Consider the following 20,434-nt stretch of genomic DNA (forward strand, 5'->3'; position numbering starts at 1 on the left):
TAAGGGACGAGAAGGCCGGCCGCCATTCCCCGAGAACGGGAGGGCGACCGGCCTGCACTGGACCGACCAGTCTACGACGTGTCCGGCCGCGGTGCGCGAAGGGCGCGAGACCGCGGGGGGAACACGCGGCTACCGGGCGTTGAAGTACTTCGCCTCGGGGTGGTGGATGACGATGGCGTCGGTGGACTGCTCCGGGTGGAGCTGGAACTCCTCGGAGAGGTGCACGCCGATCCGCTCCGGCTGCAGGAGGTCGGCGATCTTGGCCCGGTCCTCCAGGTCCGGGCACGCCCCGTAGCCGAGCGAGAACCGTGCGCCGCGGTACTTCAGCGCGAACATGTCCTCGACGTCCGCCGGGTCCTCCCCGGCGAAGCCGAGCTCGCTGCGGACCCGTGCGTGCCAGTACTCGGCGAGCGCCTCGGCGAGCTGGACGGAGAGGCCGTGCAGCTCCAGGTAGTCGCGGTAGGAGTTGGCGGCGAACAGTTCGGCCGTGGCCTCCCCGATCCGGGAGCCGACGGTGACGATCTGGAGGCCGATGACGTCAATCTCGCCGGATTCCTCGGGGCGGAAGAAGTCGGCGAGGCAGAGGCGGCGGCCGCGGCGCTGGCGCGGGAAGGTGAAGCGGGTGCGCTCGGAGCCGTCCTCGTGGAGGAGGACCAGGTCGTCGCCCTTGGAGACGCAGGGGAAGTAGCCGTAGACGACGGCCGCCTCCAGCAGGTTGTTGGACTGGAGGTGGTCGAGCCAGCCGCGCAGGTGCGGGCGTCCCTCGGTCTCCACCAGCTCCTCGTACGTCGGTCCGTCGCCGGTCCGGGCCTGCTTGAGGCCCCACTGGCCCTTGAACAGCGCGCCCTCGTCGAGCCAGGAGGCGTAGTCCTTGAGCGGGATCCCCTTGATGACGCGGGTGCCCCGGAACGGCGGGGTGGGGATGGGGTTGGTGACGGAGACGTCCGAGCGCACCGAACCCTCGGGCTCCTCGACCTCCAGGACCGCGGTGCCGACCTCCTTCTTGGGCACCCGGCGCTGCTTGAGCTCGGGCAGGACCGCGCCGGGCACGCCGCGCTTGACGCCGATGAGCGCGTCCATGAGGCGCAGGCCCTCGAAGGCGTCACGGGCGTAGCGGACCTCGCCCTCGTAGATCTCGTGCAGATCCTGCTCGACGTAGGCCCGGGTCAGCGCGGCGCCACCGAGGATGACGGGGAAGTCGGCGGCCATCTTGCGCTGGTTGAGCTCCTGAAGGTTCTCCTTCATGATCACCGTCGACTTCACCAGGAGGCCGGACATGCCGATCACATCGGCGCGGTGCTCCTCGGCGGCCTCCAGGATCGCGGAGACGGGCTGCTTGATGCCGAGGTTGACGACGTTGTAGCCGTTGTTGGAGAGGATGATGTCGACGAGGTTCTTGCCGATGTCGTGGACGTCGCCGCGGACGGTGGCGAGCACGATCGTGCCCTTGCCGACCGCGCCCTCGCCGTCAGTGACTTTCTCCATGTGCGGCTCCAGATGGGCCACCGCGCTCTTCATGACCTCGGCCGACTGGAGCACGAACGGCAGCTGCATCTGGCCGGAGCCGAACAGCTCGCCGACGACCTTCATGCCTTCCAGCAGCGTGTTGTTGACGATGTCGAGGGCCGGGGTGTCCTGGAGAGCTTCGTCCAGGTCGGCCTCCAGGCCGTTCTTCTCGCCGTCGATGATGCGGCGCTGGAGGCGTTCGTCCAGCGGCAGGGCCATCAGCTCCTCGGCCTTGCCCGCCTTCATCGACTTCATGTTGACGCCCTCGAAGAGCTCCATGAGCCTCTGGAGGGGGTCGTAGCCCTCGGCACGGCGGTCGTAGATCAGGTCGAGGGCGACCTTGACCTGCTCCTCCTCCAGCCGGGCGATCGGCAGGATCTTCGAGGCGTGCACGATCGCGGAGTCCAGGCCCGCCTTGACGCACTCGTCGAGGAACACGGAGTTCAGCACGACACGGGCGGCCGGGTTCAGGCCGAAGGAGATGTTGGAGAGGCCCAGCGTGGTCTGGACGTCCGGGTGACGCTTCTTCAGCTCGCGGATCGCCCCGATGGTGGCGATGCCGTCGCCCCGGGACTCCTCCTGACCGGTGCAGATGGTGAAGGTCAGGGTGTCGATGAGGATGTCCGACTCGTGGATGCCCCAGTTGGTGGTGAGGTCCTCGATCAGCCGCTCGGCGATGGCGACCTTGTGCTCGACCGTACGGGCCTGGCCCTCCTCGTCGATCGTCAGCGCGATCAGCGCGGCCCCGTGCTCGGAGGCCAGGGCGCTGACCTTCGCGAACCGTGACTCGGGGCCGTCGCCGTCCTCGTAGTTCACCGAGTTCAGCACGGCACGGCCGCCGAGCTTCTCCAGACCGGCCCGCAGCACGGGCAGCTCCGTGGAGTCCAGCACGACCGGAAGGGTCGAGGCCGTCGCGAAACGGCCGGCCAGCTCCGCCATGTCCGCGACCCCGTCGCGGCCCACGTAGTCGACGCAGAGATCGAGCATGTGCGCGCCCTCGCGGATCTGGTCGCGGGCCATCTCCACGCAGTCGTCCCAGCGGGCCTCCAGCATGGCCTCGCGGAATTTCTTGGACCCGTTCGCGTTGGTCCGCTCCCCGATCGCCAGATAGGCGGTGTCCTGCCGGAAGGGGATGGTCTGGTAGAGCGAGGCCGCGCCGGGTTCGGGGCGCGGGTCCCGCTCGGCCGGCGTGATCCCGCGGACCCGCTCCACCACCTGGCGCAGATGCTCCGGCGTCGTACCGCAGCAGCCGCCGACGAGGGAGAGGCCGTAGTCCCGGACGAAGTGCTCCTGGGAGTCGGCGAGGCCTTCGGGGCCGAGCGGGAAGTGCGCGCCGTCCTTGGTGAGGACGGGCAGGCCGGCGTTGGGCATGCACATCAGGGGCGTACGGGAGTGGCGGGCGAGGTAGCGCAGGTGCTCGCTCATCTCGTCCGGGCCGGTCGAGCAGTTCAGACCGATCAGGTCGATGCCCAGCGGCTCCAGGGCGGTCAGGGCGGCGCCGATCTCGGAGCCCAGCAGCATGACGCCGGTCGTCTCGAACGCGAGGGAGCAGATCAGGGGCACGTGGACACCGAGGGCGTCCATCGCCCGGCGCGCGCCGATGACGCTGGACTTCGTCTGCAGCAGGTCCTGGGTGGTCTCGACGATCAGGGCGTCGGAGCCGCCCGCGAGGAGGCCCTCGGCGTTCTTCTGGTAGCCGTCGCGCAGGACGTCGTACGTGATGTGGCCGAGCGAGGGCAGCTTGGTGCCGGGGCCGATCGAGCCGAGGACCCAGCGCTGCCGGCCGTCCTGGGCGCCGAACTCGTCGGCGACCTCACGGGCGATCCGGGCGCCCGACTCGGAGAGCTCGAAGATCCGGTCGGCGATCTCGTACTCGTTCGCGGCGGTGTGGTTCGCGCCGAAGGTGTTGGTCTCGACGCAGTCGACGCCGGCCGCGAAGTATTCCTCGTGGACCGAGCGCACGATGTCGGGCCGGGTGAGGTTCAGGATCTCGTTGCAGCCTTCGAGGTTCTCGAAGTCATCCAGTGTGGGGTCCTGCGCCTGGAGCATGGTGCCCATCGCCCCGTCGGCCACCACCACGCGGGTGGAGAGCGCTTCTCGGAGTGCGTCTGCGCGGGTCCGGCTGTCGGCGGCGGATGTCGGCAACGAGGCCATGGATGATCTCCCAGGGATGCGACGGCTGTCGGCTTTGCGTCCTTCTCGGGGAAGGCGCACCTCGCCAGCGTAGCCGGACGGCGCCGGGACCGTGGGGGACGTCCATGGGGCGGACTGCATGCTGTGCGGGTGCGGCGCGCGCGGCGCGGTGGCGGAGACTTTCCCCTGGAGTCCGGCGAAGGTCGGCATCGACCGATAGTGTTCAGCATTGTCGAACCGAGGTGGAGGAGTACGGCGCGATGGCCAAGAACATCCAGTCGCTGGAGCGGGCGGCCGCGATGCTGCGCCTGCTGGCGGGCGGCGAGCGCCGGCTCGGGCTCTCCGACATCGCCTCCTCGCTGGGGCTGGCCAAGGGCACCGCGCACGGCATTCTGCGCACGCTCCAGCTGGAGGGCTTCGTCGAGCAGGACGCGGCGTCGGGGCGCTACCAGCTGGGCGCCGAGCTGCTGCGGCTGGGCAACAGCTATCTGGACGTCCACGAGTTGCGGGCGCGCGCCCTGGTCTGGACGGACGACCTGGCCCGCTCCAGCGGCGAGAGCGTCCACCTCGGGGTACTGCACCAGCACGGCGTCCTGATCGTCCACCACGTCTTCCGGCCCGACGACAGCCGCCAGGTGCTGGAGGTCGGGGCCATGCAGCCGCTGCACTCCACGGCGCTGGGCAAGGTGTTGTCCGCGTACGACCCGGTGGCCCACAGCGAGGCCATGGAGGCGGAGCGCCGCTCCTTCACCGGGCGCACCGTCACCGCCGCCGACGATTTCGAGTCGATGCTCGACCTGATCCGGGCCCAGGGCTGGGCCGCCGACGCCGAGGAGACCTGGGAGGGCGTCGCCGCCGTGGCCGCCCCGATCCACGACCGCCGCAGGATGCCCGTCGGGGCGGTCGCCGTGACGGGCGCGGTGGAGCGTGTGGCTCCGGGCGGGACGCTGCGCCCCGAGCTGATCGCGGCCGTCCGCGACTGCGCCCGCGCGGTCTCCCGGGATCTGGGCGCCGGCCGCTTCTGAGGGTCGCGGGCCGCCCCTCCCCGCGCTCCGTACCGACCGGCGCCCGCTCGCGCCCCGGGGGCCCGGCCCGCCGGTAACGATCGCGTCGCGCACCGAGTCGTGGGCCACAGAACCCTTGACGCTTCCTTCACCTGGGGGAAACACTGCCGTTCAACGGTCGGCATTGTCGAACGCCTAACGGCAATACGCGTTAGGGTGTGATGGTGCCAAGGGCCGGTCAAGCCCTTACAGGTGGGCTGCCCACGCTTCGTGGATACCCATCTGGGGCGCGGAACACCGGCGGGACCGGTGCTCCGCTCTCCCCTGGACGAAGGACAAAGGAGTCGCGGGTGTCCAGCTCCGACATTTTCATCGGCGAGACCATAGGTACCGCCGTACTCATCCTGCTCGGCGGCGGTGTCTGTGCCGCCGTCACGCTGAAGAGCTCGAAGGCCCGCGACGCGGGCTGGCTGGCCATCACCTTCGGGTGGGGTTTCGCCGTGCTGACCGGCGCCTATCTCGCCGGCGGCGTCTCGGGCGCCCACCTCAACCCCGCGGTCACGGTCGGCCTCGCCATCGAGGGCGGCACCGCGTGGGGCGACGTCCCCCTGTACCTCTTCTCGCAGCTGGTCGGCGCGATGATCGGCGCCCTGCTGGTCTGGGCGGTCTACTACGGCCAGTTCCACGCCCATCTGACCGACCCGGAGATCATCGGCACGAAGTCCACCGACGAGGGGATGGTCGACCGGGCCGCCGCCCCGAAGGCGGGTCCGGTGCTCGGGATCTTCTCCACCGGCCCGGAGATCCGCAACGGCGTGCAGAACGTGATCACCGAGATCATCGCGACCGCCGTACTGGTCCTGGCGATCCTGACCCAGGGCCTGAACGGCGCGGGCAACGGTCTCGGCACCCTCGGCGCGCTGATCACCGCCCTGGTCGTCGTCGGCATCGGCCTCTCGCTCGGCGGCCCGACCGGCTACGCCATCAACCCGGTCCGCGACCTCGGTCCGCGCATCGTGCACTCCCTGCTGCCGCTGCCGAACAAGGGTGGTTCGGACTGGGGCTACGCGTGGGTACCCATCGTGGGTCCGCTCATCGGCGGCGCCCTCGCCGGCGGGCTCTACAACCTCGCCTTCGCCTAGTCCGAGCCGCACCTCTTCTCTTCCACAGACTTCCGGGAGCACACCGTGACCGACGCACACACCACCGGCACCCACGGCGCCGGGCCGTTCATCGCGGCCATCGACCAGGGCACCACCTCCAGCCGCTGCATCGTCTTCGACAAGGACGGCCGGATCGTCTCCGTCGACCAGAAGGAGCACGAGCAGATCTTCCCGAAGCCGGGCTGGGTCGAGCACGACGCGACCGAGATCTGGGAGAACGTCCAGGAGGTCGTCGCCGGGGCGATCGTCAAGGCCGGCATCACCTCCGCCGACGTCAAGGCGATCGGCATCACCAACCAGCGCGAGACCACGCTGATGTGGGACAAGAACACCGGTGAGCCGGTGCACAACGCGCTGGTCTGGCAGGACACCCGCACCGACGCGCTCTGCAAGGAGCTCGGCCGCAACGTGGGCCAGGACCGGTTCCGCCGCGAGACCGGGCTGCCGCTCGCCTCCTACTTCGCGGGGCCCAAGGTCCGCTGGCTGCTCGACAACGTCGAGGGGCTGCGCGAGCGCGCCGAGGCCGGCGACATCCTCTTCGGCACCATGGACTCCTGGGTCATCTGGAACCTGACCGGCGGCACCGACGGCGGTGTGCACGTCACCGACGTCACCAACGCCTCGCGCACCCTTCTGATGAACCTGCACACCATGGCCTGGGACGAGAAGATCCTCTCCTCCATCGGCATCCCGGCCGCGGTCCTCCCCGAGATCCGCTCCTCCGCAGAGGTGTACGGCCACGCCAAGGGCGGCATCCTCGACGGCGTCCCCGTCGCCTCCGCCCTCGGCGACCAGCAGGCGGCGCTCTTCGGCCAGACCTGTTTCGCCGAGGGCGAGGCCAAGTCCACGTACGGCACCGGCACCTTCATGCTGATGAACACCGGCTCCACCCCGGTGAACTCGTACAACGGGCTGCTCACCACCGTCGGCTACCAGATCGGCGACAAGCCCCCGGTGTACGCGCTGGAGGGCTCCATCGCGGTCACCGGCTCGCTGGTGCAGTGGATGCGCGACCAGATGGGCCTGATCAAGTCGGCCGCCGAGATCGAGACGCTGGCCTCCTCGGTCGAGGACAACGGCGGCGCGTACTTCGTGCCCGCCTTCTCCGGCCTCTTCGCCCCCTACTGGCGCCCCGACGCCCGTGGGGTGATCACCGGTCTCACCCGCTACGTCACCAAGGCGCACATCGCCCGTGCCGTCCTGGAGGCCACCGCCTGGCAGACCCGCGAGATCAGCGACGCCATGACGAAGGACTCCGGCGTCGAGCTGACCGCGCTCAAGGTCGACGGCGGCATGACGTCCAACAACCTGCTGATGCAGACGCTCGCCGACTTCCTGGACGCGCCCGTAGTGCGCCCCATGGTCGCCGAGACCACCTGCCTCGGCGCCGCCTACGCCGCCGGTCTCGCCGTCGGCTTCTGGCCGGACACCGACGCGCTGCGCGCCAACTGGCGCCGGGCCGCCGAGTGGACACCCCGCATGGACGCGGACACCCGTGCCCGCGAGTACAAGAGCTGGCTCAAGGCCGTCGAACGGACCATGGGCTGGGTCGAGGACGAAGAAAGCTGACGAGGAGCATCACCATGACCACCCTGCAGAGCGTTCCCGCCCTCGGAACGCACCCGGCCTCCGGCTCGCTGCCGAGCCGCGCCGAGACCCGGGAGCAGCTGTCCCGGGCCACGTACGACCTCCTGGTCATCGGCGGCGGCATCCTGGGCATCTCCACCGCCTGGCATGCCGCGCAGTCCGGGCTGCGGGTGGCTCTGGTGGACGCCGGCGACTTCGCCGGCGCCACCTCCTCCGCCTCCTCCAAGCTCCTCCACGGCGGTCTGCGCTACCTCCAGACCGGCGCGGTCAAGCTGGTCGCGGAGAACCACTTCGAGCGCCGCGCGGTCTCCCGCGAGGTGGCCCCGCACCTGGCCAACCCGCTCACCTTCTACCTGCCGGTCTACAAGGGCGGCCCGCACGGCGCGGCCAAGCTCGGCGCGGGCGTCTTCGCCTACTCCGCGCTCTCCGCGTTCGGCGACGGCGTCGGCCATGTGATCAGCCCGGCCAAGGCGCAGCGCGACGTCCCCGAGCTGCGCACCGACAACCTGAAGGCCGTCGCGGTCTACGGCGACGACCAGATGAACGATGCCCGCATGGCGCTGATGACGGTCCGCGCCGCCGCCGACGCGGGCGCGGTCGTCCTGAACCACGCGGCGGTCACCGGGCTGCGCTTCACCCGGGGCCGGGTCACCGGCGCCGACCTGAGGGACAGCACCGACGGCACGGAGTTCGGCGTCACCGCCCGCCTCGTACTGAACGCCACCGGCCCCTGGGTCGACCACCTGCGGAAGATGGAGGACCCGAACGCGGCCCCCTCCATCCGCCTCTCCAAGGGCGCGCACCTGGTCCTCAAGCGGACCCGGCCGTGGCGGGCGGCACTGGCCACCCCGATCGACAAGTACCGGATCACGTTCGCCCTGCCGTGGGAGGACATGCTGCTCCTCGGCACCACGGACGAGGAGTACGAGGGCGACCCGGCCGATGTCGCGGTGACCGAGGCGGACACCGCGCAGATCCTCGACGAGGCGGCGTTCTCGATCAAGGACCAGCAGCTGTCGCGCGATCTGATCACGTACTCCTTCGCGGGTCTGCGGGTGCTGCCCGGCGGACCGGGCAACACGTCGAAGGCCAAGCGCGAGACGGTCGTCACGGAGGGCCGCGGCGGGATGCTGTCGGTCGCCGGCGGCAAGTGGACGACGTTCCGCCACATCGGCCGCACCGTGATGAACAAGCTGGCCGCCCTGCCGGGGCACCCGCTGGCCGAGGACATGGAGCCGATGAACCGGCTGCCGAGGAAGCTGCCGCTGCCCGGTATCGCCAACCCGAACGCGGTCGCCCACCGGCTGCTCGTCGACGGTGGCACGCCCGGCCCCCGGATGGCGCCGGACACCGCCCGGCACCTGGCCACGCACTACGGCTCGCTCGCCTTCGACATCGCCCGCCTGGCGAACGAGAGCCCGGAACTGGCCGAGCGCGTCCACCCGGACGCCCCGGAGATCTGGGCCCAGGTCGCCTACGCCCGGGACCACGAGTGGGCCGAGACGGCGGACGACGTGCTGCGCCGCCGGACCACGCTGACGATCCGGGGCCTGGCGACGGACGACGTCCGCGCCGACGTCGAGAAGCTGCTGGCCGAAAGGGACTGACCCACGGGTACGAGGACGGGGCGGCTTCCCACGGGAAGCGCCCGGTACCCACGGGAACCGCCCCGGTACCCACGGGAAGCGGGCCGGTACCCACGGGAAGCGGGCCGGTACCGACGGGAAGCGGGCCGGCCGCCGTGCCGGGGGGCCATGATGCACTGATCCGCCCGATGATCCACTCCCGGTGGCAGGGTTCACCCGGCCGTGCAAGAGGGCTGCGGTGGGGGCCCCCGGAAGCCGTAAGGTTGCTCCGTACGTATGGAGACATCGGAAGGAGGCCCGGGTGATCGAGCTCGAGTCGGTGCCCGAGCTGGTCGACCCGGTCATGGTGGCCGCGTTCGAAGGCTGGAACGACGCCGGGGACGCCGCCTCCACAGCGGTCGGTCATCTGGACCGGGAGTGGAAGGGCGAGGTGTTCGCGGCGCTGGACGCCGAGGACTACTACGACTTCCAGGTCAACCGGCCCACGGTGTGGCTGGACGGCGGGACGCGGAAGATCACCTGGCCGACGACGCGGCTGTCCGTGGTGCGGGTGGGCGGGGAGAAGCCGCGGGACCTGGTCCTGGTGCGCGGCATCGAACCGTCGATGCGCTGGCGGTCGTTCTGCAACGAGATCCTCGGCTTCGCCCATGAGCTGGGCGTCGAAATGGTCGTCATCCTGGGCGCGTTGCTCGGTGACACCCCGCACACCCGGCCGGTGCCGGTGAGTGGGGTCACCTCGGACGCGGATCTGGCGCGGACGATGGACCTGGAGGAGACGCGGTACGAGGGCCCCACGGGCATCGTCGGGGTCCTCCAGGAGGCGTGCACGCACGCCGGGGTGCCCGCGGTCAGCCTCTGGGCGGCGGTGCCCCACTATGTGTCGCAGCCGCCGAACCCCAAGGCGACGCTGGCCCTGCTGAACCGTCTTGAGGACCTGATCGGGCTGCGGATCCCGCTGGGCGAACTGCCCGAGGACGCACGGGCCTGGCAGCTCGGGGTGGACCAGCTGGCCTCGGAGGACAGCGAGGTCGCCGAGTACGTGCAGACGCTGGAGGAGGCTCGGGACACCGCGGAGCTGCCCGAGGCGTCCGGCGAGGCCATCGCCCGGGAGTTCGAGCGCTATCTGCGCCGGCGGGACGGCGGCCCCGGGCAGGGGCCGGGCGGCCATGCGACGGAGACCGGGGACGTGCCGTATCTGCGCGATCCCTCCAGTGGCCGCACCCGCCCGCCGAAGCCGCCGCGTCCGGAGACGGGCCGGGGGAAAGCCTCCGACGACAAGGGCGCCAGGGGGCCTGACGAGGCGTCGGGGGGCAACCCCGGCGAAGGGCCCGGGGACACGCCCGAGGCGGACTGACCGCACAGCGGTGGCGGACCGCGGAGCGCCGCACGGGAGACGATCCCGTGCGGCGCTCCTGTTCGTGGGCCCGGGTACGGCACAGGCTGTCCGTGGGCCCGGGTACGGCTCAGGCGCAGTGGAACCTCGCCGCCGCCCAGTCGCCGTGGTCGCCGGTCCTGGACCCGTTGGTGTCGGTGACCTTCAGCCGCACCTGGCGTACGCCGTCGAGCCTCACGTCCACCGGCAGGGTCGCCGACGCCCCGGTCAGCTTCGGCGAGGTCCACAGCACCTTGCCGTCGCCCTCCACGGAGAACGCGACCTCCCCGTAGCCGTTGATCTCGTCGTCGATCCCGACGTCGGCGGTGAACGCGGTGCACCTGCCGCCGAGATGGACGGCGATGTCGGAGTCGGCGTGGACGCCGATCCCCTTCGCGTACGTCGTTCCCGCGAGCGTCAGCGTCCTTCCGTCGCTCGCGCCCGACTCCCCGTTGGACCGGTCGCGTTCGGCCGGGCCGTAGCCGTTGGTCTCGGAGAGCCAGACGAGGTCGCTCGCCCAGGCGTCGCCCTCGGGCGGCGGCGGCATGACGGAGACGGCGAGCCGCTGCTGACTCGTGCGGGTCTCGCCTGCGGCCCGGTAACGGGCGAGGGCCGTCAGCGTGGTCTCCCGTACTCCGGCGTCCTTCGCCGGGGTGAGCGCCACCTCGACCCGACGGGTGGCGCCCGCCGGGATCCGCCCGGGGACCTTCGCCGCGGCGGCCCTCCAGCCCTCGGGGACCTGGAGAAAGACCGTGGTGTCGGTGAGGTCGGCGCTGCCCGCGGTCACGTCGACCAGGACCGTGCCGGGCGTCCCGGCGCCGGCCTCCTGGCCCGCGGGGGCGCCGAGGACGGCGGCCGCCGACGCCCGCGTGCCGCCGACCGCGCTGGTGCCCTGGAGCCTCACCGTGAACTTCTTGTCCGTGCGCTGGGGCGCGGTCTTCACGTGCACCACGCCGCCGCGGTCGTCGCGGTCGTACCACCAGCCCTGCGGGGCCCGGTCGTACGCGCTCTTCGAGGTCAGTTCGGGCAGCGTCCGGCCCAGTTTCACCTTGCGGGGCTCGGAGCCGGTGTGGACGGTGAACTCGTAGGGCCGCTCGGTCTGCCGGCCGGCGAAGCTCCCCCGGCTGGCGTTGATCGTGACGGAGACGTCGCCGGCGCCGCGCTCGGGGGCCCGGACGTCGGCGCGCTGGGTGGCGTACGCGCCGTCCCGGTGCTGCCGGGTGACGCCGTCGTCCTCGTACAGGGTGAAGGAGGTGTTCCCCTGCGGGTAGACGTCCCAGGCCAGCGGGGAGTCGGCGGTGCGGTCGCGGTAGGAGCGGATGCCCGGCCACATCGGGACGGCCGCGCCCGCCTTCACGAAGAGCGGGAGGGTGTCGAGCGGGGCGGCGTAGGTGTCGATGGTGGTGGGGCCCTCGTGGGTGCGGCCGCTCCAGTAGTCGATCCAGGTGCCCTCGGGGAGGTAGATGTCCTTGCGCTCGGTGCTGTCCTGGTAGACGGGCGCCACGAGGAAGTGCTCGCCGGAGAGGAACTCGTACTTCGCGGCCTCCGTCGACGCCTTCGGGTCGTCCGGGTATTCGAGGACCAGCGGGCGGACCATGCCGACGCCGGTCTTGGTGGCCTCGTGGGCGTAGGAGTACTGGTAGGGCAGCAGCGACTCCTTGAGCTTGAGGTAGTCGCGGTTGATCGAGGTGTACGGCTCCCCGTGGCGCCAGGGCTGCTTGTCCGTGGCGGCCCAGCCGTCCATGGTCATCGTGGTGCCGAGGAACATCTTCCACTGGAGGTCGCGGGTGTACGTCTTGGCGCTGCCGCCGAAGATCCCGTCGACGTCACCGGTGGTGTAGGCGAGGCCGGACATGGTGGCGCCCGCGTAGGTGGGGATCTGCCAGCGGATGTACTCCCAGCTGCCGGACTGGTCGCCGGACCACTGGACTCCGCAGCGCTGCGCGCCCGCCCAGCTCTCGGGGGCCCAGGTGAAGCCCCGGGCGTCGCTGTTGTCCTCGATGCCCTTGTAGGCGTCCTTGCAGCCGTCGAGGGCGAACTTGTAGCCCTCGCCGACCCAGGCGACGTCCAGCTTGGCGACCCGCTGCCCGGCCTTCACCTGGGCGGCGAGGTTCTCGATGCCGTCCTCGGTCCACAGGCCCAGCTCCATCTTGCGGTCCTTCAGGCCCTGGGCGGTCTCCTCCAGGTCCTCGTAGCCGCAGCCGTAGCCGTCGTTGACGAGCATCCAGCCGTTGGGCATGTCGTTCTCGACGTATCCGTCGGCGACCTTCAGCGAGTCCAGGGTGCGGCGCTCGCCCCGGTTGGCGTTGTGGAGGTAGCAGTCGGCGTCGCCGATCTCCATGCCGTAGACGGGCGGCAGGAACGGCTTGCCGGTGAGGTCGGTGTACTGGCCGATGACGTCCTTGGCGGCGTCGGCCCCCTCACCCGCGAAGTAGTAGGCGTCGAAGCGCCGTTCCTTCGCGCCGGTCGTCACCGGGTCGGTGAACGCGTAGGTGTTGGGTGCGTAGGTGTTGCGGAAGACGCCGTAGCCGGCCGATGAGAGGTAGAACGGGACGGAGTTGGGGTGGCCGCCGTCGTCCCAGTTGTAGTCGACGGCGACCTCGACGGTCTTGTCCCGGTGGGAGGTGTTGCCGCGGCCGTTCTGCATCCCGGCCCCGTAGAACTGCTCCCCGGCGCCCCGGGCCAGCGTCTGGACGGTCTGCTCGCCGGTCCAGCTCAGCCCCTTCGCCTCGGACCAGACGCGGCTGCCGTCCGCCCGGTGCAGGGCGAAGCGCAGCGGCTTCTTGTAGGCCCGCAGGGTGACGTCGCCCGTCGACAGGTCGTAGCGGTCCCCCCGGTCCTTCCAGCGGGTGCGGGGCGGCTCGCCCTGCGGCAGGACGATGTCGTCGCCGGTGGGGTCGGTGAACTTTCCGTCGGGGGCGAGTTCGATGCGGAAGGTCTCCTCCGAGACGAAGCTGACCCGGGCCTCGGCCTGTCCGGCGCTGAGCCGGTACACCGCCCCGTCGGCCCGGAATCCGGTCACGTCCCCGACCGTGGTGGTCTCCGGGCCGGCCGTCGGGGCCGCGTCGGCGTGGGCCCCGCCGGGTCCCGCGAGGGCCGCGAACAGTCCGAGCAGCGCGGTAGCCACTACCGCCCTCATGCGCGTTGATGTTTGCATAGTGAGCTTTTAGCGCAACTTCGAGCACGTGACCATGGACAAAAAGGAACCGGCCCCGAACTTCGTGGAGAAGTCCAGGACCGGTCCGGACGACCGGATCGGGCGGCGGGAGCCGCGCTCCGTCCTACAGCGCGACCCCCAGCAGGGCATCGACGGTCCGCGAGACGACGCCGGGCGCACCTTCGTCCGTGCCGCCCTCCGCACCCTGGAGCGCGGCCCAGCGGTCCACCGCGGCGAGTGCCGAAGGGCTGTCCAGATCGTCCGCCAGGGCCTCGCGGACCTCCTCGACCAGCGCGTCGGCGGACGGCCCGTCGGGGCGTGAGACGGCGGCCCGCCAGCGCGCGAGGCGCTCGACGGCCTCGGCCAGCACCTGGTCGGTCCACTCCCAGTCGGAGCGGTAGTGGCGGGAGAGCAGGGCGAGCCGGAGGGCCGCCGGGTCCACTCCGTCACGGCGCAGCGTCGAGACGAAGACCAGGTTGCCGCGCGACTTGGACATCTTCTCGCCGTCCAGGCCGACCATTCCGGCGTGGACGTACGCCTTGGCGAACGGGTGCTCGCCGGTCAGCGCGTGGGCGTGGGAAGCGCCCATCTCATGGTGCGGGAAGGCGAGGTCGGAGCCGCCGCCCTGGATGTCGAAGCCCATGCCGAGGTGGTCGAGCGCGATGGCCACGCACTCGATGTGCCAGCCCGGGCGGCCCTCGCCCAGGGAGGCCCCGTCCCAGCTCGGCTCGCCCGGACGGGCGGCCGTCCAGAGCATCGGGTCGAGGGGGTTCTTCTTGCCGGGGCGCTCCGGATCGCCGCCCCGCTCGGCGGAGAGCAGGCGCATCGCCTCCGCGTCGAGGCCGGAGACCTCGCCGAAGTGCGGGTCGGCGTCGACGGAGAAGTAGGTGTCGCCGTCCAGGTCGTAGGCGGCGCCCGCGTCCCGGAGACGCTCGACGAGGGGCACGATCCCGGGTATCGCCTCGACCGCTCCGATGTAGTGCCGCGGGGGCAGCATCCGCAGGGCGGTCATGTCCTCGCGGAAGAGCGCCGTCTCGCGCTCCGCGAGCTCGGTCCAGTCCTGACCGTCGCGCACGGCCCGCTCCAGCAGCGGATCGTCCACGTCGGTCACGTTCTGGACATAGTGAACTTGCCGCTTGGTGTCGAGCCACACGCGCTGAACGAGGTCGAACGCGTTGTAGGTCGCCGCATGACCCATGTGGGTCGCGTCGTACGGCGTGATGCCGCAGACATAGATGCGGGCGACGGGACCGGGGTCAAGGGTGATCCGTCCGCCGGTCGCGGTGTCGTGGATCCGAAGGTCGCGGCCCTTGCCAGGCAGGGCGGGGACCTCAGAAGCGGGCCAGGCATGCATGTCATGAGCGTAACCGGACGATGCTTCCGGATACGAACCGGCTCCGGAAACCTGTCCGAAGAGGCCCCCTTGCGTGAATCCGCCGCCAGGCGGTAGGGCCTGGCGGCGGATTCGAGGGGCTTCTACACCGGCGGCCAGGGGATGGGCGGCCACTGACCGCTCGGCCGCGGGTGTACGGCGCTCTTGACCAGCACGGTGACCCGCTCCCGCAGGGCCTCCAGTTCGGCCGGTGTGATGAGTTCGGCCATCCGGGTGGCGAGGACGCTCCCGGGAGCCAGCTCACCGGCGAGCCGGCCCAGCACCGCCAGCGCCTCCTCCGTCAGCGGCTCGCCGGCCCAGCCCCAGAGCAGGGTCCGCAGCTTGTCGTCCGCGTTGAAGGTGACGCCGTGGTCGATGCCGAAGAGCCGCCCACCGGGGGCGGGCAGCAGGTGTCCGCCCTTGCGGTCACCGTTGTTGATCACCGCGTCCAGCACGGCGAGCCGCCGCAGCCGGACGTCGTCCGCGTGCACCAGCAGCGCGGTCTTCCCCTCCCCCACCTCCGCGAAGCCCACGGCCTTCCAGCCGTCCCCGGGCTCCTCGCCCTCGACGAGCGCCAGCAGCGAGGGCGCGTCCTCACCGGGCTCGGGACCGTCGACCCAGAGCTGGCACATGCCCTGCCCGTACGGCCCCTCCCGCAGCACGGTCGGCGGCACCAGGTCCCAGCCGGTCGACCGGGAGATCTCGTACGCGGCGACCTCCCGCTGGGCGAGTGTCCCGTCGGGGAAGTCCCACAGCGGCTGCTCCCCCGCGACCGGCTTGTACGCGCAGGCGCGTTCCTCGCCCTCGTACGCCACCGTGCAGCGCAGCACCGCGTTGGACGCGCCGCCGACCCGGCCGAGGACGGTGATCGTGCCCTCGGTGAGCAGGGTGAGCAGGTCGGCGTCCGTCAGGCTCCGCGACGGTATCCGTTCTGGCGCGGGCATACGTGTCCTTCCGGGTCGAGCGGCAGGCTGCACAGCGGACACGGCGGGCGACCGGCGTTGATGACGTCCAGGGCCCGCTTGGCGAAGGCGCGGGCCTGGGCCCCGCTGAGCCGGACCCGGAGCATCGGCGGGCCGTTCTCCTCATCCTGGAGGAGCTTCTCCTCGGCCTCCGCGAGGTCGTCCTCGGAGTCGGTGTCGAGTTCGACGAGGGCCTGCGCCTCGACGATCATGCGCTGTTCCTCGCCGTCCCAGGCCAGGGCCATGGTGCCGACCCGGAACTCCTCCTCGACGGGTACGTCGAGCGGCGCGGTGTCGGAGACGTCGGTGGGGGCCACGGCGGGCACCGGGGAGTTGCCCCCGGTGCGGCGTACGACCTCGTCGAGCAGTTCGTCGATCCGCTCGGCGAGAGCGGCGACCTGGGCCTTCTCCAGGGCGACGCTGGTGACCCTGCCCTGGGAGGACGCCTGCAGGAAAAACGTACGGCGGCCAGGCAACCCGACCGTACCGGCCACGAATCGGTCCGGCGGGTCGTAGAGGAACACCTGACGGGACACGTCCTGCTCCCTTGAGCTTCGATGGTTGGGTGGGTGGGTGGCGCTACGGCGCGTCCACCCTACTGCCCGGAGCGATCACGGCGCGCCCGCGCCGCCCCCGACCGTCGCGTTCGCCGCGTCCGCCGGGCCGCTGTCCGCCGGGGACGCGGCGGCGTCCGCCCCTACGGAGTGCTCGCGGGGGGCCAGGGAGGCGAGGTCGCCGGTGTCGCCGAGCCTCAGGAGGAAGGGGCGCAGCCGTGTGTAGCGGATCGCGGTGACCGAGCAGGGGTCGACGTGGACGCGCTGGAAGAGGTCCAGGTGCATGCCCAGCGCGTCGGCGACGAGGGACTTGATGATGTCGCCGTGCGAGCACAGGACGTACGTGGCGTCCTCGCCGTGCTCCGCCTCGACCCGCTCGTTCCAGTCGCGGACGGCGTCGACGGCGCGGGCCTGCATCGCGCGCATCGACTCGCCGCCCGGGAACGCCGCCGCGGAGGGGTGCTGCTGGACGACGGACATCAGCGGTTCGTCGGCGAGTTCGGCCAGCTTCCGCCCCGACCAGTGGCCGTAGTCGCACTCGCTGACGCGGTCCTCGATGTGCAGGGGCAGGCCGGGGCGGGCGTCGAGAAGCGGCTGGAGCGTCTGCCGGCAGCGCTCCAGAGGGCTGCTGACGGCGAGGACCGGGTCCACGGCGGAGAGCCGCGCGGGGAGGGCCGCGGCCTGTTCGGCCCCACGTTCGTCGAGGAGGACACCGGGGGTGCGGCCCGCGAGCACTCCCGCGGTGTTGGCGGTGGAGCGTCCGTGGCGTACGAGGATCAGCGTGGGCATGCTCGCCAGCGTAGAGGGTGCCGCGAGGACCGCGAAGGTGCGCGGAAGCCCCTCACGGGGAAGAATGCCCGCCGTGATCGTGGACTGTGCCATCTACCGGGACGGGCGCCGCATCGAACGGCCCGACGACTTCTCCGGCGCCCTGGACGAGGCGCGGGACGCACGCGACGCCTTCCTGTGGATCGGGCTGCACGAGCCGACGGAGGAGGAGTTCGACCTCGTACGGGGCGAGTTCGGGCTGCACCCGCTGGCCGTGGAGGACGCGCTGCGGGCGCACCAGCGGCCCAAGCTGGAGGTGTACGACGACTCCCTGTTCGTGGTCCTCAAGCCGATCGTCTACGAACCCGAGAGCGACACGGTCAGCGCCGACGAGCTGATGGTCTTCATAGGCGACTCGTTCGTGGTGACCGTCCGGCACGGCGAGGGCGCCCCGCTGGCGGCCGTGCGCCGTCGGCTGGAGGCCGAGCCCGAGGTGCTGAGACACGGCCCGACGGCGGTGCTGTACGCGGTCAGCGACGCCGTGGTGGACCACTACATGGACGTGTCCGGTGAGCTCCAGGTCGACCTGGAGGAGCTGGAGGCGCAGGTGTTCGCCCCGAGCGGCGGCGACTCGAAGAACACCGCGGCCCGCATCTACACCTTCAAACGACAGGTGCTGGAGTTCCGCCGGGCGGCCGGGCCGCTGACCGCTCCGATGGCCCGGCTCGCGGGGGCGGGTGTGCCGTTCGTCCACGAGCACGCGCAGCCGTTCTTCCGGGACGTGGCGGACCATCTGACGCGCGCCAACGAACAGGTGGACGGGCTGGACCGGCTGCTCTCGGACATCCTGTCGGCGCATCTGGCCCAGATGGGCGTGCGGCAGAACGACGACATGCGCAAGATCTCCGCCTGGGCCGCCATGGCCGCCGTCCCGACCATGGTGGCGGGCGTCTACGGCATGAACTTCGACCACATGCCGGAGCTGCACTGGGCGTGGACCTACCCGGCGGTGGTCGCGTCGATGGGCTGCGCCGTGTTCGGTCTCTACCGGCTGTTCAAGCGGCGCGGCTGGCTCTGAGCGCCCGGCGACCGCGAGCCGGGTGCGCTCAGGCGTATGCGCGATCCGGTGCCGCGGGGCCGCCCAGCGCGTCGCGCCGCCGCGGCATCTCCAGGCTCACCATGCGCCGCCAGCCGACGAGGCGCTCGTACGCGTACACCGCGTGAATGCCCGCGGCGAGAACGGCCGCCCTGGGCCGCGACCAGCCGAGCACCCGGCCCATGGCGGCCATCACGGCGAGGCTGACGTCGCGGTAGACCCGGATCTCTGCCAGGGCGCACTCGCGCATGATCCGCTGGATGGTCCGGCCGTGCCCGGCGCGGGCGAGCCCGAGGAGTTCCTCGTGGCAGTAGGCGAGGTGGTTGTCCTCGTCGCGGGAGATCATCTTCACCGCGCGCCCGATGTCGGGGTGGTCGGCGAAGTGGCGGCGCAACAGGCGCATCTGCTCGGAGGCACGCTGTTCGGTGACGCGGCTGTGGGCCAGATAGGTGATGATGTCGCGCTCGGTGAGCCGCTCATCGCCTCGCAGCCGGGAGTGCGCGAGGCCGATGCCCTGCTGTTCCAGGAGCATCGTGTAGTCGGTCTCCGGCGGGACCTCGACGGGCGGCAGACCGCGCTTCTTCAGGAGCGCGCCGAAGATCCGGCCGTGCTTGTCCTCGTCGGCGCCGTGCCGGACGATCTTGGGGGCCAGATCGCGGCTGCTCTCCGGAACCAGGGCGGCGATACGGGCGTTCTCCCAGCCGCCCTGGGCCTCGCCGCTCGCCGCGATGGAGCAGAAAAGCCGGTAGGACTCGTCGTTGTCCAGAATCTCCTGGAACAGGGTCCGCGCTGAGAGCATGACGGTCACCTCCGTACCCGTTGCCCGCGGAGCCGGAGTCCGCGGAGCAGTAGTCCGCAGGGAGAGTCAAATGCGCGGCGGGGCGGTCAGCAACCGGAGCGGGCCGGGGCAGCGCCCGGCGCGGCGGCGTAACTCCCGGGCGCGCGGCGCGTTGTTCCGTATGACGGCCGTGGCGGGGAAGACCCCCGAGCCCCCACCACGGCCGTAGTGCTGTCCGGGACCCGTCAGGCGAGTCCGGAGCGCTCCAGGGCGTCCGTGCCGGCGCGCAGGGCGGTGAGCCGCTCCTCCAGGGTGAAGCCGGCCGGGGCGAGGTTGAGCGTGGTGACCCCGGCGGCGGAGTAGGCCTGCATCCGGTCGGCGATCCGCTCGACGGGGCCGAGCAGCGAGGTCTGGTCGATCAGCTGGTGCGGCACGGCGGCGGCGGCCCCCGCCTTGTCCCCTCCGAGGTACTTCTCCTGGATCTCGGCGGCCTCCTTCTCGTATCCCATGCGCTGGGCGAGCTGGTTGTAGAAGTTCTGCTTCCGGCTGCCCATGCCGCCGACGTACAGGGCGGTGTACGGACGGAACATGTCGGCGAGGCCGGTCACGTCGTCGCCGACGGCGAGCGGCAGGGTCGGGCTGACATCGAAGCCCTCCATCGTCCTGCCGGCCTTCTCCCGGCCCGCGCGCAGCGGCTGGATCGCGGTCTCCTCCAAGTGCTCGGCGGAGGGGAAGATCAGCAGGGCGCCGTCGGCGATCTCTCCGGTCTGCTCCAGGTTCTTGGGGCCGATCGCGGCGATGTAGAGCGGGATGTGCTCGCGCTGGGGGTGCACGGTGAGCTTGATCGGCTTCCCCGGGCCGCCGGGGAGCGGCAGTGTCCAGTGCGCCCCCTCGTACGACAGGCGCTCGCGGGTCATCGCCCTGCGGACGATCTCCACGTACTCCCGGGTGCGGGCCAGCGGCTTGTCGAACTTCACGCCGTACCAGCCCTCGGAGACCTGGGGGCCCGAGACCCCGAGGCCGAGGCGGAAGCGGCCGCCGGACAGCGAGTCGAGGGTGGCGGCGGTCATCGCCGTCATGGTGGGCTGGCGGGCCGGGATCTGCATGATCGCGGAGCCGACGTCGATCGACTCGGTCTGGGCCGCGACCCACGTCAGTACGGTCGGGGCGTCGGAGCCGTACGCCTCGGCCGCCCAGCAGACGTCGTAGCCGAGCCGGTCGGCCTCCTGCGCGACGGCGAGGTTGTCGCCGTCCATGCCGGCGCCCCAGTAACCGAGATTGATGCCGAGCCGCATAACCGCTCCCCTTACTGATCAGTAACGTCCCTTGCCCCGGACTCTAGCGCGGGTGACGGGGATCCGGCAGGCCCGGCGGACCTCCGGTTGTCCACAGGCCT

At 71.3% G+C, this 20,434-nt stretch carries 14 protein-coding genes; 6 read left to right on the forward strand and 8 right to left on the reverse strand.

Features of this window, described 5'->3' with window-relative positions; translation table 11 throughout:
- Nucleotides 1–129: 129 nt before the first annotated feature.
- Complete coding sequence (gene metH, locus PSQ21_RS04940) at nucleotides 130–3,660, reverse strand: methionine synthase (RefSeq protein ID WP_274029178.1); 3,531 nt, start codon at nucleotides 3,658–3,660, stop codon at nucleotides 130–132.
- Between the two features lie 239 nt (nucleotides 3,661–3,899).
- Between metH and PSQ21_RS04945 the strand changes: the two genes are divergently transcribed.
- The 5 genes from PSQ21_RS04945 to PSQ21_RS04965 all read left to right on the forward strand — a co-directional run bounded on the left by PSQ21_RS04945 (nucleotide 3,900) and on the right by PSQ21_RS04965 (nucleotide 10,333).
- A complete protein-coding gene (locus tag PSQ21_RS04945; RefSeq protein ID WP_274029179.1) occupies nucleotides 3,900–4,664 on the forward strand; it encodes an IclR family transcriptional regulator in 765 nt (254 codons plus the stop codon).
- Between the two features lie 329 nt (nucleotides 4,665–4,993).
- Complete coding sequence (locus tag PSQ21_RS04950; protein ID WP_274029180.1) at nucleotides 4,994–5,785, forward strand: MIP/aquaporin family protein; 792 nt, start codon at nucleotides 4,994–4,996, stop codon at nucleotides 5,783–5,785.
- Between the two features lie 45 nt (nucleotides 5,786–5,830).
- Nucleotides 5,831–7,375 (forward strand): glycerol kinase GlpK, encoded by a 1,545-nt coding sequence (gene glpK / locus PSQ21_RS04955; RefSeq protein WP_274029181.1) that lies wholly within the window; start codon nucleotides 5,831–5,833, stop codon nucleotides 7,373–7,375.
- A gap of 14 nt (nucleotides 7,376–7,389) precedes the next feature.
- The gene (locus PSQ21_RS04960; protein WP_274029182.1) at nucleotides 7,390–9,000 is read left to right on the forward strand and encodes a glycerol-3-phosphate dehydrogenase/oxidase; all 1,611 of its coding nucleotides are present in this window, start codon (nucleotides 7,390–7,392) and stop codon (nucleotides 8,998–9,000) included.
- Nucleotides 9,001–9,280: 280 nt separating this feature from the next.
- Nucleotides 9,281–10,333, forward strand: a complete 1,053-nt coding sequence (locus tag PSQ21_RS04965) for a PAC2 family protein (RefSeq protein WP_274029183.1) — start codon at nucleotides 9,281–9,283, stop codon at nucleotides 10,331–10,333.
- Nucleotides 10,334–10,442: 109 nt separating this feature from the next.
- On the opposite strand, the gene PSQ21_RS04970 is transcribed toward PSQ21_RS04965, so the two are convergent.
- From PSQ21_RS04970 to PSQ21_RS04990, 5 genes are all read right to left on the reverse strand, one after another.
- Nucleotides 10,443–13,508, reverse strand: a complete 3,066-nt coding sequence (locus PSQ21_RS04970; RefSeq protein ID WP_274029184.1) for an NPCBM/NEW2 domain-containing protein — start codon at nucleotides 13,506–13,508, stop codon at nucleotides 10,443–10,445.
- A gap of 124 nt (nucleotides 13,509–13,632) precedes the next feature.
- Nucleotides 13,633–14,862, reverse strand: a complete 1,230-nt coding sequence (gene mshC, locus PSQ21_RS04975) for a cysteine--1-D-myo-inosityl 2-amino-2-deoxy-alpha-D-glucopyranoside ligase (RefSeq protein WP_274029185.1) — start codon at nucleotides 14,860–14,862, stop codon at nucleotides 13,633–13,635.
- Between the two features lie 122 nt (nucleotides 14,863–14,984).
- Complete coding sequence (locus tag PSQ21_RS04980; protein ID WP_274029186.1) at nucleotides 14,985–15,824, reverse strand: SCO1664 family protein; 840 nt, start codon at nucleotides 15,822–15,824, stop codon at nucleotides 14,985–14,987.
- Nucleotides 15,788–16,378 (reverse strand): DUF3090 domain-containing protein, encoded by a 591-nt coding sequence (locus PSQ21_RS04985; RefSeq protein WP_097869884.1) that lies wholly within the window; start codon nucleotides 16,376–16,378, stop codon nucleotides 15,788–15,790. Before PSQ21_RS04985 ends, PSQ21_RS04980 begins: the two co-directional genes overlap by 37 nt.
- Before the next feature lie 75 nt (nucleotides 16,379–16,453).
- Entirely contained in the window at nucleotides 16,454–17,185 is a 732-nt protein-coding gene (locus PSQ21_RS04990; protein WP_274029187.1) for a histidine phosphatase family protein, read from the reverse strand.
- A 64-nt stretch (nucleotides 17,186–17,249) separates the two neighbouring features.
- Here PSQ21_RS04990 and PSQ21_RS04995 point away from each other — a divergent pair, with 64 nt between their 5' ends.
- On the forward strand, nucleotides 17,250–18,242 hold the full coding sequence (locus tag PSQ21_RS04995; RefSeq protein WP_274029188.1) for a magnesium and cobalt transport protein CorA: 993 nt from the start codon (nucleotides 17,250–17,252) through the stop codon (nucleotides 18,240–18,242).
- 28 nt (nucleotides 18,243–18,270) lie between these two features.
- On the opposite strand, the gene PSQ21_RS05000 is transcribed toward PSQ21_RS04995, so the two are convergent.
- On the reverse strand, nucleotides 18,271–19,059 hold the full coding sequence (locus PSQ21_RS05000) for a ferritin-like domain-containing protein (RefSeq protein WP_274029189.1): 789 nt from the start codon (nucleotides 19,057–19,059) through the stop codon (nucleotides 18,271–18,273).
- A gap of 224 nt (nucleotides 19,060–19,283) precedes the next feature.
- Complete coding sequence (locus PSQ21_RS05005) at nucleotides 19,284–20,333, reverse strand: LLM class F420-dependent oxidoreductase (RefSeq protein ID WP_274029190.1); 1,050 nt, start codon at nucleotides 20,331–20,333, stop codon at nucleotides 19,284–19,286.
- Between the last annotated feature and the right edge of the window lie 101 nt (nucleotides 20,334–20,434).

Source organism: Streptomyces sp. MMBL 11-1, from assembly GCF_028622875.1.
Taxonomy (GTDB): Bacteria; Actinomycetota; Actinomycetes; order Streptomycetales; family Streptomycetaceae; genus Streptomyces.